This window comes from Providencia sp. PROV080 (assembly GCF_033688105.1).
GTDB lineage: Bacteria > Pseudomonadota > Gammaproteobacteria > Enterobacterales > Enterobacteriaceae > Providencia > Providencia zhejiangensis.
The window spans coordinates 755,375-772,431 of record NZ_CP096346.1 but is presented as its reverse complement, the minus strand read 5'-3'; the positions used below and the strand labels follow the sequence as shown (position 1 = coordinate 772,431).

14 protein-coding genes and 1 other annotated feature (1 of these 15 cut by a window edge) are annotated in these 17,057 nt (G+C 42.3%); of the genes, 6 read left to right on the top strand and 8 right to left on the bottom strand.

Annotated elements, in window-relative coordinates; genetic code table 11:
• Positions 1-183: 183 nt before the first annotated feature.
• A complete protein-coding gene (gene nhaA / locus M1F03_RS03295; RefSeq protein WP_249999845.1) occupies positions 184-1,356 on the bottom strand; it encodes a Na+/H+ antiporter NhaA in 1,173 nt (390 codons plus the stop codon).
• Positions 1,357-1,749: 393 nt separating this feature from the next.
• Here nhaA and M1F03_RS03290 point away from each other — a divergent pair, with 393 nt between their 5' ends.
• Positions 1,750-2,598, top strand: a complete 849-nt coding sequence (locus tag M1F03_RS03290) for an EamA family transporter (protein ID WP_251465079.1) — start codon at positions 1,750-1,752, stop codon at positions 2,596-2,598.
• A 59-nt stretch (positions 2,599-2,657) separates the two neighbouring features.
• Here M1F03_RS03290 and dnaJ read toward each other — a convergent pair whose 3' ends face one another.
• Both dnaJ and dnaK read right to left on the bottom strand, forming a co-directional pair.
• Complete coding sequence (gene dnaJ / locus M1F03_RS03285) at positions 2,658-3,800, bottom strand: molecular chaperone DnaJ (RefSeq protein ID WP_154622434.1); 1,143 nt, start codon at positions 3,798-3,800, stop codon at positions 2,658-2,660.
• 110 nt (positions 3,801-3,910) lie between these two features.
• The gene (gene dnaK, locus M1F03_RS03280) at positions 3,911-5,824 is read right to left on the bottom strand and encodes a molecular chaperone DnaK (RefSeq protein WP_154622435.1); all 1,914 of its coding nucleotides are present in this window, start codon (positions 5,822-5,824) and stop codon (positions 3,911-3,913) included.
• A gap of 335 nt (positions 5,825-6,159) precedes the next feature.
• Between dnaK and satP the strand changes: the two genes are divergently transcribed.
• Positions 6,160-6,726: an acetate uptake transporter gene (gene satP, locus M1F03_RS03275; protein WP_154622021.1), complete on the top strand. Its 567-nt coding sequence runs from the start codon at positions 6,160-6,162 to the stop codon at positions 6,724-6,726.
• Positions 6,727-6,774: 48 nt separating this feature from the next.
• On the opposite strand, the gene mog is transcribed toward satP, so the two are convergent.
• Positions 6,775-7,356, bottom strand: a complete 582-nt coding sequence (mog, locus tag M1F03_RS03270; RefSeq protein WP_154622020.1) for a molybdopterin adenylyltransferase — start codon at positions 7,354-7,356, stop codon at positions 6,775-6,777.
• A 365-nt stretch (positions 7,357-7,721) separates the two neighbouring features.
• A complete protein-coding gene (tal, locus tag M1F03_RS03265; protein ID WP_154622019.1) occupies positions 7,722-8,675 on the bottom strand; it encodes a transaldolase in 954 nt (317 codons plus the stop codon).
• Between the two features lie 284 nt (positions 8,676-8,959).
• Between tal and yaaA the strand changes: the two genes are divergently transcribed.
• The 4 genes from yaaA (at position 8,960) to M1F03_RS03245 (ending at position 12,154) form a co-directional block, all read left to right on the top strand.
• Positions 8,960-9,736 (top strand): peroxide stress protein YaaA, encoded by a 777-nt coding sequence (yaaA, locus tag M1F03_RS03260; protein ID WP_251465077.1) that lies wholly within the window; start codon positions 8,960-8,962, stop codon positions 9,734-9,736.
• A 198-nt stretch (positions 9,737-9,934) separates the two neighbouring features.
• Positions 9,935-10,930 (top strand): aldo/keto reductase, encoded by a 996-nt coding sequence (locus tag M1F03_RS03255; RefSeq protein WP_154622017.1) that lies wholly within the window; start codon positions 9,935-9,937, stop codon positions 10,928-10,930.
• 348 nt (positions 10,931-11,278) lie between these two features.
• Positions 11,279-11,515 (top strand): hypothetical protein, encoded by a 237-nt coding sequence (locus M1F03_RS03250; RefSeq protein ID WP_318840079.1) that lies wholly within the window; start codon positions 11,279-11,281, stop codon positions 11,513-11,515.
• Between the two features lie 66 nt (positions 11,516-11,581).
• Positions 11,582-12,154, top strand: a complete 573-nt coding sequence (locus tag M1F03_RS03245) for a hypothetical protein (RefSeq protein ID WP_154622190.1) — start codon at positions 11,582-11,584, stop codon at positions 12,152-12,154.
• A gap of 141 nt (positions 12,155-12,295) precedes the next feature.
• Here the strand turns inward: M1F03_RS03245 and thrC are convergent, their stop codons facing one another.
• The 3 genes from thrC to thrA are packed head-to-tail and all read right to left on the bottom strand — an operon-like array spanning position 12,296 to position 16,984.
• A complete protein-coding gene (thrC, locus tag M1F03_RS03240) occupies positions 12,296-13,588 on the bottom strand; it encodes a threonine synthase (protein WP_247046877.1) in 1,293 nt (430 codons plus the stop codon).
• Positions 13,589-13,591: 3 nt separating this feature from the next.
• The gene (thrB, locus tag M1F03_RS03235) at positions 13,592-14,521 is read right to left on the bottom strand and encodes a homoserine kinase (RefSeq protein ID WP_251465073.1); all 930 of its coding nucleotides are present in this window, start codon (positions 14,519-14,521) and stop codon (positions 13,592-13,594) included.
• A gap of 3 nt (positions 14,522-14,524) precedes the next feature.
• Positions 14,525-16,984, bottom strand: coding sequence for a bifunctional aspartate kinase/homoserine dehydrogenase I (gene thrA, locus M1F03_RS03230; protein ID WP_154622192.1), 2,460 nt, complete (start codon positions 16,982-16,984; stop codon positions 14,525-14,527).
• A gap of 24 nt (positions 16,985-17,008) precedes the next feature.
• Positions 17,009-17,057, bottom strand: a sequence feature (Thr leader region); it runs 73 nt beyond the window's last position.

The window sequence follows — 17,057 nt, the reverse complement described above, 5'->3', positions numbered from 1 at the left end:
TCGATTCCTTCTGTACCGCCAATAATAATCAATACTGACCATACTGTTTTTCTCTGCCCCTTTTGCAGGAGTTATTATGGAAATACCCACAACACGAACAATGCGTGTTGTGGGTATATCATAGTCCATTAACTCGGGAATTCTTACTATTTATTTCTGAAATTATCGGAATTCAGACAATAGTTACTTTTGTTGAATCTTCGGTAAGACTACTCTTAATAAAAAATAACCTAAAAACGCAGCGAGTGTTGATCCAATCAAAATTCCCAGTCTTGAATAGGTGCTATAGCTATCATCCAGCCCGTCAAATGCGAGTCCTGTAATAAAAATAGACATAGTAAAACCGATTCCACATAAGACTGAAACGGCAAATACCTGTTTTAAATTGATAGACTCAGGCAACTTCGCAAAACCAAGTTTTACCGAAATCCAGCTAAACAGAAAAATACCTAATGGTTTACCAAATAATAAGCCCGCAGCGATCCCCAAAGGTAATGTGCTTATTAATCCATCGAATGTGACGCCGTTTAATTGTACTCCTGAATTTGCAAAAGCAAAGATAGGTAGAATCATGTAAGCGACCCATGGATGTAGCACATGCTCGAGTTCTTCTGATGGTTTGGTATTGTTAGTACCACGCAGCGGAATCAAGAATCCAACGATAACACCAGCAAGCGTTGCATGAACTCCAGACTTGAGAATACATACCCAAAGAATCAGTCCAATGACTAAATATGCCGCGGTGTTTTCAACTCTTCGCCAATTCATGAAGACCAATAAGGCAACACACAAAGCGGCTAGGCCAAGCGCAACTAGCGATAATGAACTCGTGTAGAAAAAAGCAATAATTACAATGACACCAAGGTCATCAATGATCGCCAAAGCTAACAAAAAGACTTTCAGTTCTGTTGGTACCCGCCTCCCTAATAGAGCCATTACACCTAATGCAAAAGCAATGTCTGTTGCTGCGGGTATTGCCCAACCTTGGCGAGTGACCTCATCTGCACCATTAAATAATAAATAAATTAACGCAGGAGCTAACATTCCCCCTAATGCTGCAATCGCGGGAAAAATCGCTTTGTCTTTCCCCGCTAATGAACCTTCAAGTAACTCTCGTTTAACTTCAAGGCCCACAACAAGAAAGAAAATAGCCATCAAAAAATCGTTAACCCATAAAATTAACGGTTTATCTAGTTCTAGTGATGAAATTTTCACGGAAATAGGGATATCTAAAAATTGCTGATATAGCCCCTGAGCTGGCGAATTCGCCATAATTAATGCGACTATGGCAGCAATAATTAGGAGTAGCCCTCCTGCTGCTTCTAACCTTAAAAATTTACGGATGATTGCTGTCATATGTTTAACCCCAAAATAAATAGAGTGTTAATATTATGCTAATCATTAATTCGTAAAAAGTCGTTTATTTATCAATAATAGATCGACATTACCGAATGATATGCGAAATTGCTCACTCTTTTTGCTAAATTATCGTTAAATTTAAGTATAAATAAATTATTTTGATTTTATCTTTTTCTTTTTTCAGCAGCAGACTCGATTCAGTTTCTTTAGCTAAAATAAACGACTTTTGCTGTGTAACGAGGCGATTTTTAGACAAGACTGTTTTTGTGCGTATAGGCTCGTAAACCTGTATTTTGGTTTGCAAAAAAAAGAGAAGCTTCTCGAAGCGCTTCACAAAAATGTTCCATTACTCAATACTGGGTAACTATTTTAAATAAATGCTATTTTCTTATGACGACGACTATCTTACTGGCTGTATTATTTGCCGCATTTTGTCACGCGTGTTGGAATGCTTTAGTTAAATTCGGTAACGATCGTTTTTTTGGCCTCGTCATGATCGCCTTTTTTTCAGGAGTATTAACGCTACCGGCCCTATTTCTACTTGGACTGCCTCCCGTTAATGCCCTCCCTTGGTTAACTTTGTCTGTCATTTTTCATATTGGCTATACCTATTTTTTGAGCCAAGCATACACACATGGTGATTTAGGGCAGATTTACCCGATTTCCCGTGGTTCCGCCCCACTGATTACCGCATTACTCAGCCTCATCATTTTTAATGAGATGCTTTCATTATCTGGCTTTCTAGGTATTTTATTGATTATAAGTGGTGTGGTGATTATTGCATTTGCAGGTAAAAAATTTACCTTTAATATCAAGGGGAAAGCACTATTTTACGCATTATGTACCGCGTTTTTCACTGCCTGTTATACCTTATCAGATGGGCAAGGCTCTCGCGCCAGTGAAGATCCGATTATTTATACGTTATGGCTATTTTTACTGAATGGGATAGTGCTCATCATTCCCGGCATAATAAAATACAAAACAACATTATTTCAAGGTATTAGGCAGTATTGGCGTTCTGGAGTAATGGGAGGGCTAATGCAGCTGATAAGTTATGGCATTGCCATCTGGGCTATGAGCCAAGCCTCTATTGTGTTAGTGGCAGCCATCAGAGAAACCAGCGTACTTTTCGCAATGTTTTTATCCATCGTTTTCTTAAAAGAAAAATTTAATATGATGCGAATTATTGCATGCTTAGTCATTCTATCCGGTGTATTACTTGCAAAGCTGGCTAGCTAATCAGCAATTATAATCACTGAACTGATAAAAAAATACCCGCAGCTAGCGGGCATTTTCAATTATTTATTAGTCAGGTCATCAAAGAATTTTTTAACACCGTCTAAAAAACTTTTTGTGCGCGGACTATTTTTTTCACCGCTGCTACCACCTAGTGACTCACCAAACTCTTTGAGTAACTCTTTTTGTTTCTCATTTAACTTAACTGGCGTTTCAACCACAATGTGACACATCAAATCACCTTGTAACCCACCACGAACGGATTTCACGCCTTTACCTTTCATACGGAAAATCTTGCCCGTTTGCGTTTCCGCAGGGATTTTGAGTTTTACACGTCCATCAAGAGTTGGGACTTCAATTTCTCCGCCCAATGCCGCAATTGCAAAGTTAATCGGAACTTCACAATGCAGGTTATTACCTTCACGCTCAAAAATATTGTGTGGTAATACATGCACTTGAACAAATAAATCGCCTGCTGGTGCACCATTTTCGCCTGCTTCACCTTCACCAGACAAACGAACACGGTCGCCAGTATCTACACCCGCTGGAATTTTAACGGATAATGTTTTATAGCGCTCAACACGTCCATGACCATGACACTTGTTGCACGGATCTTTAATGACCTTACCGCGGCCATGACACGTAGGACAAGGCTGTTGTACCGAAAAGAATCCCTGACGCATGTGGACTTGTCCCATACCATGACAAGTTGGGCAAGTATCAGCACTCGTTCCGGGTTTAGCACCACTACCATGGCAAATATCACAAGTTTCCAACGTTGGAATACGGATCTCTTTGGTCACTCCACGGACAGCCTCCTCAAGAGTCAGTTCCATGTTGTATTGTAAATCAGAACCACGGCTTGGGCGCTGCTGTCTGCGGCCGCCTCCAAAAATATCACCGAAGACGTCACCAAAGATATCGCTAAAGTCCGCACCGCCGCCAAAACCACCGCCGCCGCCGCCAAAGCCACCTTGTTCAAAGGCTGCATGACCATATTGGTCATAGGCGGCGCGTTTCTGCTCATCAGAAAGGACTTCGTAAGCTTCTTTTATCTCTTTAAATTTAACTTCTGCTTCATCTTTTTTATCCTGATTACGGTCAGGATGGTACTTCATCGCTAAACGCTTATATGCGCGTTTGATATCTTTATCAGAAGCATTTTTTTCGAGGCCTAATACCTCATAAAAATCTCTTTTTGCCATTTATTTTACCCTTAACATGCCGACACGGGCGTAGAGTTTCCTCGACGCCCGTGTTCGGTATCAGTAACCATTAATAACCATTAGCAAGGTCACTGCGCCCGCTAAGGGCATTATTTTTTATCTTTATCGTTAACTTCTTCGAATTCCGCATCAACGACATCGTCATCTTTCTTCGCTTCTGCGCCTGCATTCGCTGAGCCAGCCTGAGCTTGTTGCTGTGCAATTTCCAGAAGTTTAGCAGAAGCAGTGACCAAAGCTTGAATCTTCGCTTCGATTTCTGCTTTATCTTCGCCTTTACTTACCGCTTCCAGCTCAGATGTTGCTTTTTCAATGTTTTCTTTATCTTCAGCAGGCAGCTTGTCGCCAGCTTCTTCGATTTGTTTACGAGTACCATGAATCAACTGGTCAGCTTGGTTACGAACTTGAACTAACTCTTCAAATTTACGGTCAGCTTCTGCGTTCGCTTCCGCGTCACGTACCATTTTTTCGATTTCCTCGTCATTTAGACCAGAAGAAGCCTTAATGGTAATGTTTTGCTCGCGACCACTGTTTTTATCTTTTGCTGATACATGCAAGATACCATCAGCATCGATATCAAATGTCACTTCAATTTGCGGCATGCCACGTGGAGCAGGCTGAATACCATCTAAGTTAAACTGGCCTAATGATTTGTTATCACTTGCACGTTTACGCTCACCTTGCAGAACATGAATAGTCACCGCTGCTTGGTTATCTTCCGCTGTTGAGAACACTTGGCTATGTTTAGTAGGAATAGTGGTGTTCTTCGGAATTAACGACGTCATCACGCCACCCATCGTTTCGATACCTAAAGACAGTGGAGTCACGTCAAGTAACAGAACGTCTTTAACATCACCAGCTAATACACCACCTTGAACAGCGGCACCAATAGCAACTGCTTCATCTGGGTTAACATCTTTACGTGGTTCTTTACCGAAGAAATCAGCAACAGCTTTTTGAACCATTGGCATACGAATCTGACCACCAACTAAAATAACATCGCTGATATCATTCACATTCAGACCCGCATCCTGTAGAGCAACTTTAACCGGCTCCATGGTGCGTTTAACTAAATCTTCTACCAGTGACTCTAATTTTGCACGAGTCACTTTAATGTTCATGTGTTTAGGACCCGTTGCATCCGCAGTAATGTACGGCAGGTTCACATCGGTTTGTTGTGCTGAAGAAAGTTCGATTTTCGCTTTCTCTGCCGCTTCTTTCAGACGTTGCATTGCCAGCGGATCATTGCGTAGGTCAACACCTTGCTCTTTCTTGAACTCTTCAACTAAGTAGTTGATCAAACGGTTATCAAAGTCTTCACCACCTAAGTGAGTATCACCATTGGTCGCTAGCACTTCATACGTTTTTTCGCCGTCAACTTCATCAATCTCAATGATTGACAGGTCAAAGGTACCACCACCTAAGTCGTAAACAGCAATAGTACGGTTACCGATTTCTTTATCTAAACCATAAGCCAATGCAGCTGCTGTGGGTTCGTTGATAATACGCTTAACATCTAAACCAGCGATACGGCCCGCATCTTTAGTTGCTTGACGCTGAGCATCGTTAAAGTAGGCTGGTACGGTAATAACAGCTTCTGTTACTGGTTCACCCAAGTAATCTTCTGCTGTTTTTTTCATTTTTTTCAGAACTTCAGCTGAAACTTGTGGTGGAGCCATTTTTTGGCCTTTCACATCTAACCAAGCGTCACCGTTATCTGCCGCAATAATTTTGTATGGCATGATAGAAACGTCGCGCTGAACTTCTTCGTCTTGGAAACGACGACCGATCAAACGTTTGATCGCAAACAATGTATTTTCTGGGTTGGTCACTGCCTGACGTTTTGCTGGCTGACCGACCAAAATTTCACCGTCTTGTGTGTACGCAATGATGGAAGGAGTAGTACGATCACCCTCGCTGTTCTCTAGAACACGAGCAGTTGTGCCATCCATAATTGCAACGCATGAGTTAGTTGTACCCAAGTCGATACCAATAATTTTACCCATCTAAAACGCCTCCAAAGGAATTCTTTCTATTCAATTTCGATATCAATCTATATGAGGCTCAATATTTCATTTTCAAGGGAGTTTTTACTCCGAGACTCAATTTTTTTGCTTTATGCAATAATTCGATTGATCACGAGTGATGCTGTAAAGATGGGGTCGTAAATTCATTCATCAAGGGGACGACTTAAAAAAATTTCATATTTTTTGCAAAAAAAACTGTCTTTTGATCATTGTTTCAACAATAAAAACTGCGTATTATTCGCCGCCAACTGAGAACAGCTGGCGGAGTTACTTTATATCTTATTGAATATTAATGATTTTTAACCAGAGGTTATATGCAATCTAGCGCTATTGCTAATCCGGGTCCACTTGGTTTATTGGGCTTTGGTATGACAACAATTCTGCTTAATCTCCATAATGCAGGTTTTTTCCCTCTCTCATCGGTTATTTTGAGCATGGGAATTTTTTATGGTGGTATTGCTCAGGTGATTGCCGGACTTATTGAATATAAAAAAGGAAATACGTTTGGCGCAACTGCATTTAGTTCATATGGCATGTTTTGGTTAACATTAGTTGGCTTATTATTTTTGCCAACAATGGGTTTAGCTGAAGCAACGTCTCCAGACTTCTTAGGTATTTACTTACTCATTTGGGGTATCTTTACCTTCTTTATGTTCCTTGGAACATTCAGAGCTAATTTCGCCCTGCAATTCATCTTTGCTAGCCTCACCGTACTGTTTGCATTACTCGCAATCGGTAATTTAACGAATAATGCAACGCTGTTAACCATTGCGGGTTATGAAGGGATAATATGTGGCGCAAGTGCATTTTACTTGGCCATGGCTGAGGTATTGAATGAGCAATATGGCAAAACCATTTTGCCTATAGGGCAACGTCACTGATTTTAAAGGAATAGCTGTCAGGTGAGCTAACCTCACCTGACCTAGCAATCATTCACTACGGATCGCTGACTTCGGCCTAAAAGCCTTAACAACCGCTGGGTCTGTTTCCACATATGGCCCATCAAGAAGTTGAATGCAATAGGGAACGCTAGCAAAAATCCCTGATACCATCACATTCCCTTCAGCATCTTTCAATCCTTCCAATGTTTCTGCTATCGCTTTCGGTTGACCGGGCAAATTCAAAATTAATGCTTGATTGCGTATCGCCCCAACTTGGCGGGAAAGGATGGCTGTTGGTACAAACTTCAAGCTAATTTGACGCATTTGCTCACCAAAGCCGGGCATTTCACGGTCCGCAATCGCTAATGTGGCATCGGGAGTGACATCGCGACGAGCAGGTCCAGTTCCTCCGGTCGTTAAAACTAAATGGCAAGCAAATTCATCCACCAACTCACACAACGTCTGCTCAATCATGATTTGCTCATCAGGGATCAGGCGAGTTTCAATACGAAAAGGCGTTGTTAACGCTTTTGCAAGCCATGCTTCCAAAGAGGGAATACCTTTATCTTCATAAATACCACTTGAAGCACGGTCAGAAACCGAAACCAAACCTATGCGCAATTCATCCATACCAACCTCAATAAATAACCTATAAAATGCTTATTCTCATAACATGAATAGTCATCATGATACCCATGATGGGCCTATAATATCACGTGAGGTAACAGGTTTCAGTGCTACATATCGCTATAATGGTAAAGTTAAAAGAAAATGTGGAATTGATAGCAATAATAAAATGCTTAAAGGTTGTAGTACTGCTTGTTATGCCGATAAAAATGAAAACCTCACCATATTCAAACGCAACTGTTCACGAGTCACTCTCCCTTATATGTTGGAACGGATACCGCTGCGAGTAACAAAGCATCAATGCCGTTTTTCCCCTATAACGCAAAAAACCCAGCCTATGGCTGGGTTTCGTTAAAATAACAGCAGAATTACAGCAAGTCTGCGATCATTTTTTCCAGTTTTTCTTGGTCAATGGCAAACTTACGGATACCTTCAGCCAGTTTATCTACCGCCATCGGATCTTGGTTATGCTGCCAATAGAACTCAGATTCGGTCAGTTTAGCTTCTGGCTCAGCAGTTTTACCTGAATCAACAAGTTTACGTACCACCTCACCTTGTGCTTCTGATAGCTCTTTCAGTAATGCTGGAGAAATCGTTAGGCGATCACAACCTGCCAATTCCAGAATTTCCCCTACGTTACGGAAGCTAGCACCCATAACCACTGTTTTGTAGCCATGCGCTTTATAGTAGTTATAGATTTCAGTGACTGAAATAACGCCTGGATCTTCATGTGGCGCAAATTCTTTTTTGTCGCTATTCGCTTTGTACCAATCAAGGATACGACCCACAAATGGAGAGATCAGGTAAACGCCAGCTTCAGCACACGCACGAGCCTGAGCAAAAGAGAATAACAATGTTAGGTTACAGTTAATACCTTCTTTTTCCAGTTTCTCTGCGGCACGGATACCCTGCCAAGTTGAAGCCAGTTTAATCAGAATACGATCATTGCTGATACCCGCTTCGTTGTACAACTTGATCAGGCGACGCGCTTTAGCAATACACGCTTCTTCATCGTAAGACAGACGTGCATCAACTTCAGTTGAAACACGGCCCGGAACTAATTTTAGAATTTCCAAACCGATATTAACGGCTAGTTTGTCACAAGCATCAATAACCTGCTGTTCGCGGTGATTGCTTTGCTTACGAGCCCACTCGACAGCTTCGTCAATAAGCTTACGATACTCAGGAATTTGTGCTGCATTCAGAATCAAAGAAGGGTTAGTTGTCGCATCTTGTGGTTTATAAAGCTTCATCGCTTCAATATCGCCAGTATCAGCAACAACGGTGGTTAGACTACGTAAGGAGGTTAATTTATCGGTCATTTCTTTAATCTCGTTGTTATAAAGGAATTGAGGCAAACGCCGCACCGTACAATGATAATATCACGCATCCGAGTTGCTGCAAGCGACTAAAACTATTATAAAGCAACTAACTGATATGCAATCGTTTTCGCTTCAAAAATTAAAACTGAATCCTTTTAGCTTCTTATCCAGCTAATCATAGCCCGATGAAATAGGAAAATTGTTTTTACTTATCTCATCAATTAGCCATTTAAGATCAATTTTTGCTAAAGTGGTAATAGTCATTTTATTATAGGGAACTTGTCATGCTCATCACGATTTCACCCGCCAAAACTTTAGATTATGAAAGCCCACTAGCAACAAAAACTTTCACCCAGCCTGAGTTACTGCATGAATCTCAGCAACTGATTGACGTTTGCCGTCAGCTTTCCCCTGCCGATATCTCAAGTTTAATGAAAATTAGTGATAAACTTGCAGGCTTAAATGCGGCACGTTTTGGTGAGTGGCATGCCGATTTTACGCCAGATAATGCACGCCAAGCGATATTAGCATTTAAAGGTGATGTGTATACGGGTATGCAGGCCGAAACATTCTCTGAGCAAGACTTCGCTTTTGCACAACAACACTTACGTATTTTATCTGGACTGTATGGACTGCTACGTCCGCTCGATTTAATGCAACCTTATCGGCTCGAAATGGGCACTCGCTTGAAAAATCCTCGCGGTAAGGACTTGTATGAATTTTGGGGTGATATCATCACAAATCAGCTCAATAAAGCGCTTTCAGCCCAAGGTGATCAGATCTTGGTTAACCTTGCTTCTGATGAGTACTTCAAATCAGTCAATGTCAAAAAATTAGACGCGACGATGATAAAACCCGTCTTTCTCGATGAAAAAAATGGCAAATATAAAGTCATTAGTTTCTATGCTAAAAAAGCACGTGGCTTGATGAGCCGCTTTATTATCCAAAATAAACTCACCAAAACAGAACAATTGGTTGATTTTAATCTTGAAGGCTATCAATTCGATGAAAGCCAATCTAAAGGGAATGAGCTAGTCTTTACTCGCCCTGAACAGCACTAATTCCTCAAAGCAAAGGTGGTCACGAGTCCTGATCACCTTGTGCAACTTATCGCCAATATTGTGTATTTTTCATCCTCCATCACAGATTTGCTAAAAACTTTCACTTTGCTCAAAAATTAGCATTGATTCACCAGAGCGCTGATATCTTTTGTGACAATATGGCTTTGGTCTCTATGCCAACCATTTTGGAGGTGATGTATGCCTTATATTGCAAATACAGATCGTTATACTGATATGGAGTATCGCTTGTGTGGCCGCAGCGGTTTAAGGCTTCCTCTTATTTCTTTAGGTCTTTGGCACAATTTTGGCGACAATAAATCCCCAGATAATTGCAGAGCCATGCTAAGGCATGCATTTGATCATGGCATTACTCATTTCGATCTCGCCAATAATTATGGTCCTCCCCCTGGGTCGGCAGAAAGCCTATTCGGCCGCCTTCTCCAACAAGACTTTTTACCTTACCGAGATGAGATGATCATTTCATCTAAAGCTGGGTTTACCATGTGGGATGGCCCTTATGGTGATTGGGGAAGTAAAAAATATTTAATCGCCAGTCTCAATCAAAGCCTAAAACGCATGGGCTTAGATTATGTGGATATCTTTTATCATCATCGCCCTGATCCAGATACCCCACTCGAAGAAACCATGGGCGCATTAGATTTGATCGTGCGTCAAGGTAAGGCATTGTATGTCGGGATCTCCAACTACCCCGCCGATCTTGCCAAAGACGCCATTGATATTCTGAATCAGCTTGGTACCCCTTGTCTTATTCACCAACCCAAGTACTCCATGCTCGTCAGAGATCCGGAAGAAGGGCTACTTGATGTACTGGAAGATGAAGGGGTCGGTTCTATAGCTTACTCCCCTTTAGCTGGAGGAATACTGACAGATCGTTACTTAAACGGTATCCCTGCTGATTCTCGCGCCGCGAACAACCCCTCTTTGCCACCTGAAAGGCTCACCTCCGCGGTAATAACGAAGGTGAAAAAACTCAATGAATTAGCGTTGAGTCGTCAGCAAAAACTGAGCCAAATGGCACTTGCTTGGCTTTTACGTCACGATCGCATCACCTCAGTGCTCATTGGCGCTAGCCGAATCAGCCAAATTGATGATGCTCTTGGCATAATAAGAAACCGCCAATTCACCGCAGACGAGCTAAAAACGATTGAGCTTATCTTAGAAAACGATATTTAAATCGCGCTTTCCATCTTGCTGTCTCTTGTTGCAAATACAGCCCAGAGACAGCTGATTCTATTTCAAGAAATGCCCCCATTCATTAAACTCAATGCCCTGACAATACCATCGTTGTCAAATACAGAAATGCCCTTCCGCAAAATGCTATCACCCAATAAAATATAAATATAATTTATATCATTTAAATAAAAATACTCAACCAAACTATTAATTAAAAACTAAAAAACATAAAAATCAAAGAAATATAAAAACACACCATCATAATGGCAAGTTAAAATTGATAAATATAAATGAACACATAAACTGAGTTAGCAGTTTATTTAATTCATTTAACGAAGAGAAAATTATATGAAAATAAAATGTATCCTTATTGCTTCTGTATTTATCCCTACTTTATCTTTGGCCTCGGTTTTTCAATATAACGCTCTTGAGCTGCTTTCAGATCCAATCTCTGAATCAAGTCAATATTTAGGACAAAGTGGCCATGGTGGTCATGGCGGTAACGGGGGTAATGGCGGAAGTGGTGGCAATGGCGGTAATGGTGGCAACGGCGGCAACGGTGGTAATGGCGGTAATGGCAACTAATCTGCTGACGACTTAACTTTACTTGATCATCCCCCTTCAATAACGAAGGGGGATTGGAGGATAATTATGCCCAAAGAATTATTTCTCATAGTCTGCACTGCTTTTGTTGTATCAACCTCAATACCAAGCCACTCTTTTAACCGCGTGTCCTCACAGCTGCTCTTTCACCCTCAACATGCTATCTCAAGCGATAACAATATTTTTTACCTTAATAGCAGTAAACAAGGAAATGGCGGACATGGCGGAAACGGTGCCAATGGCGGGAATGGTGGCAGTGGTTTAGGAAATGGTGATGGCGGCGATGGCGGTAATGCACAACTAGGCAGCAATGGTAACGGCGGAAATGGCGGGAGCGGCGGTATTAATGGGGGTAATGGTGGCCGAGGAGGAAATGGCGATGGCTACGGTAACGGTGGCAACGGCGGCAACGGCACTGGAAATGGCAATGGGGGTAATGGCGGCAATGGCGGCAATGGCGGGAATGGGGGTAACGGTGGAAATGGCTCAGGGAGTGGGAATGGGGGTAACGGCGGTGATGCTGGCCCTGAAGGTGGTGAAGGCGGACGTGGTGGCCTCGGTGGACCAAACGGTGGTCGAGATGGTTTGAATGGTGCTAGCGCCCGTCGTTCTATCAATTAAATCCTTTAACCGGCGAGTTAGCTGGCTCACTCAATCGCCTGACCTTTGTAACTTATGTTGATTTCAATTTATCTTTATCACGTTATGAGACGAATAAAAATAGAAACGGAAGCTAATAGCTTCCGCTTCATCATAACGCGATTATTTAGGTGCACGTTCCATTAAGAAGGCCCTCAACTTAGCAAAGTCTGAAGGCAAGAAATGGGATAACAAAGGTAACTCTGCACGCTCAGCCAAGGCTTGTGGCAAAGGCAGCGGTTTATTCAAAATCTCTTCTACACTTTCTTTAAACTTAGCTGGATGTGCAGTACCTAAAAACAGGCCATACTCCCCATCTTGTAACTGATCACGCAATACGCGATAAGCAACAGCAGCATGAGGCTCAGATACATAACCTTTTTTATCTAATTCACGGACAGTGTCTTTTGTCACGTCATCGGTCACGACACCATGGCCAAGTTGTTGAAGCGACCAGCCTTTACGACGGAATAGCTCTTCAATACGAGGCCAGTTATTAGGTTGGCTAACATCCATCGCATTCGATAAGGTTGCAACCGTTTGATGTGGTTTCCATTGCCCCTCTTCAAGATAGCGAGGAACCGTATCATTCACGTTCGTTGCAGCAATAAAGCGTTTAACTGGTAGCCCCATCGATTTCGCCAGTAACCCCGCGGTTAAATCACCAAAGTTACCGCTTGGCACGGAGATAACTAATTGCTCACGTTTTTCCGCAGGGATCTGAGCCACGGCTTCAAAGTAATAACAAATCTGTGCTAGCAAACGACTAATATTGATTGAGTTAGCAGAGTTTAAGTGCAGTGCTTTTTTTAGCTCTTCATCATCAAAAGATTGTTTAACCAACGCTTGGCAAGCATCAAAGTCATCTTTAATTGCAACAGTATGAATATTTTCACCCAGTGTACAAAATAGCTTTTCTTGCAGCGGGCTGATCTTGCCTTCAGGATATAAAATAACGACTTGGACGTTATTTAAACGGTAAAAAGCGTGTGCAACGGCAGCCCCCGTATCACCTGAAGTGGCCGTTAGAATAGTGACAGGTTGATCACCCGCAACTTGACCTAACGCCTGAGCCATAAAACGCCCACCAAAATCTTTAAATGCTAATGTTGGACCATGGTAGAGCTCAAGTGTTGCCACATCTTGCTCAACTTGCGTCACAGGTGCTGGGAATGCAAACGCCTCTTTCACTCGGGACGCGAGCTCAGCTTCTGGGATTTCATCACCAATAAATGCCGTCAAAATGCGGCTACTACGAGTGACAAAATCTAATTTTAGTAACTCGTCAATTTCAGTGGCGCTAAATTCAGGTAGATCTTGCGGGAAAAATAGGCCTTGTTGTTTGCCAAGTCCCTGTTTTACTGCCTGTGCGAAGCTAACTTGTTCGCTATTATCTTTTAAGTTATACAGTTTCATTCTTTACCCTATTGTCCTTGCCCCTGTGAGATCCAAACGGCAGATATGCACAAAGCCTTCATCATTTTGAACGTAATGTTGTTGTAGATAATCTGCCATTTTCTCGGCAATATTTTTGTCATCGCAGATAGCAAATAGTGTGGGGCCTGATCCGGAAATACCACAGGCTAATGCACCTATCTCATACGCATTTTTGCGTGCTTCAGCGAAACCAGGAAGCAGTTGAGTGCGGTAAGGCTCTGCAACCACATCTTGGATCATCGTTACAGCCAGCTGTGGCTGATGAGTATGACACGCGTGAATAAAACCAGATAGGTAACGGCCATGATTCACAATATCATGACGTGGATAACTATTAGGCAAAATAGCACGAGCCTCTGCGGTAGAGACTTTAATCCCTGGGTAAGCCATGACCCAATACCAGTTATCAAATGCAGGAACTGGCTGAGAAATTATTCCATTTTGCTCAATAATCAGCTGTAGTCCCCCAAGAAAGCAAGGGGCGACGTTATCGTAATGCACGCTGCCTGAAATACGTCCTTCCAACTCGCCCATCATGCTTAATAGGGTAGTCTCATCAAAAGGTTGCCCTGCAAACTCATTCAATGCCATCAGTGCGGCAACAACAGAACATGCACTTGAACCTAAACCAGAGCCAATAGGCATATTTTTTTCGAGCGTCATCGCAACATTAAGCGGTTTACCAAGACGTTCACAAAACAATTCCCAGCACTGGTAAACAATATTGTGCTCACTCTTTTTGGGTAATTTTGCAACAAAGCGTCCTTTATTGGTCAAGGAAAAGCTTTCGGCTGCTTCAACAGTGACACAATCGCCTAACAGTGTTCCATCTGCTGGCGATACTGCCGCCCCTAATACATCAAACCCGACACTAACATTACCAATTGAAGCGGGCGCATAAACTTTAATCACTTATCAGACTCCCAATTTCCATGATAGGGTACGCAACATATCTGCAAATACGCCGGCAGCGGTAACATCATTACCTGCACCATAGCCTCTTAGAACTAAAGGTATTGGTTGGTAATAGCGTGTATAGAAAGCCAATGCGTTTTCGCCATTCTTGACTTTAAAGAGTGGATCATTGCCATCAACGGCAACAATTTTTACTTGGCAACGTCCTTCCTCTATCAACCCAACATAGCGTAACACTTTTTCTTCCGCTTCTGCGGCTTTTATACGTTCTGCAAATTGTTGGTCGAGCTGTGGTAAACGAGCCATAAATTCAGCAACACTGCCACTGCTATCAAACTCAGCAGGTAATACCGCATCAATTTCAATATCGTCTAACTCTAATTGATAGCCCGCTTCACGAGCAAGGATCAACAGTTTACGAGCAACATCCATACCGGATAAGTCATCACGTGGGTCAGGCTCAGTAAATCCTTTCTCTTTCGCTAATGTTGTCGCCTCAGACAGAGACATACCTTCATCTAACTTACCAAAGATAAAGGATAGTGAGCCAGAGAGAATTCCACTAAAGTGCACCAGCTCATCACCCGCATTCAGAAGATTCTGTAAGTTTTCAATCACCGGCAAACCTGCACCAACGTTAGTGTCATAAAGGAACTTACGTTTTGATACTTCACACGCTGAACGTAGTTGGCGGTAATAATCCATCGATAACGTGTTAGCTTTTTTATTAGGCGTGACCACGTTAAAACCATCTTTTAAGAAATTCACATACTGCTCGGCAATCTCTTGGTTAGAGGTACAATCGATAATCACAGGATTGAGAAAGTGATATTCACGTTCAAGTCTGATCAAACGACTTAAGCTAAAGGGTTCTGTCGCTTGTGCAAGTTCTTCTTTCCAATTATCAAGAGAGATGCCTTGCATATTGGTTAGCATGGCTCTTGAGTTAGCAATTCCGCACACACGTAAATCAATATGTTTTTGCTTTAACCATTGTTGTTGGCGATGGATCTGTTCAATCAATGCATTTCCAACCCCCCCTACCCCAATGATAAAGGCTTCTATCACCTGCTCTGCATTAAATAGCATTTGATGGCATAAACGAACTGCCGTTGTTGCCGCCTCATTCGCGATGACTGCTGAAATGGAGCGTTCAGATGAACCTTGCGCAATCGCAACAATATTTATATTTCCGCGTGTTAAAGCTGAAAAGAAACGTGCTGATATCCCTTTAAGGGTACGCATCCCATCTCCCACTACAGAAATAATCGCCAGCTGCTCCATGACATCAAGAGGATCCAAGACACCGTCTTTTAATTCTAAATAGAACTCTTCTTCCAGTGCTGCGCGTGCTCGCACTAATTCACCTTGTGGCACACAGAAACTAATGCTGTATTCGGATGATGACTGAGTAATCAAGACCACCGAGATCCCTTTACGCGACATGACTGAGAAAATACGAGCTGCCATGCCAACCATCCCTTTCATGCCAGGACCCGAAACGTTGATCATTGCCATGTTATTAAGATTCGTGATCCCTTTAACTGGTGTACTTTCATCCGTTTGGCCATCGCCAATCAAAGTCCCCGGAGCACTTGGGTTAGTGGTATTTTTAATCAGGCAAGGAATTTGGAATTGTGCGATTGGCGCGATGGTGCGTGGGTGAAGAACTTTTGCACCAAAGTAGGACAGTTCCATTGCTTCTTGGTAAGACATCCCTTTTAATAAACGCGCATCAGGCACTAAACGAGGGTCACAGGTATACACCCCATCCACATCGGTCCAGATCTCACAACAGGCCGCCCGTAAACAAGCCGCTAAAACAGCGGCAGAATAATCAGAACCATTGCGTCCTAATACCACCAGTTCGCCTTTATCATTACCCGCGGTAAAACCCGCCATCAATACAAAGTGGTCTTTCGGGATATTTAATTCTGCAATACGCTTAGTTGATTCATTGATATCAACTGTTGATTCAAGGTAATGGCCAACTGCCAATAAACGTTCGACAGGGTTAATCACTGTCACTTTGTGTCCGCGTGCTTTTAACACAGATTCCATGATAGCAATGGAGAGTTTTTCACCACGACAAATGATGGAAGCATTAATGCTATCAGGGCATTGGCCTAGAAGAGTAATACCATGCAGTACTTGTTTGATTTGTGCAAATTCTTGTTCGGTGAGTTTTTTCAGTCTGTCGTAATCAAAACCGGGTTGTTTTTCTTTCAATCCTTTTAGTAAGTTTGCAAAAATCATTTCTGCATCATTCACATGCGTGATGACATCCTGACCTGCAACCGTTTTATCAATCATTGCGACCAAATGGTTAGTGATTTTTGCTGGTGCGGATAACACCAAAGCCACCTGCCCATCGGCCAATTTACTCTCAGCGATGTCAGCAACATTAAGTACTCGTTCGTCATTTGCAACCGAAGTACCGCCAAATTTAAGCACACGCATGGTATTTCTCTCCTGATTTAACACCAAAAAAAAGCCCGCATCTGATTGGACGCGGGCTTTTTCATTTTTTATT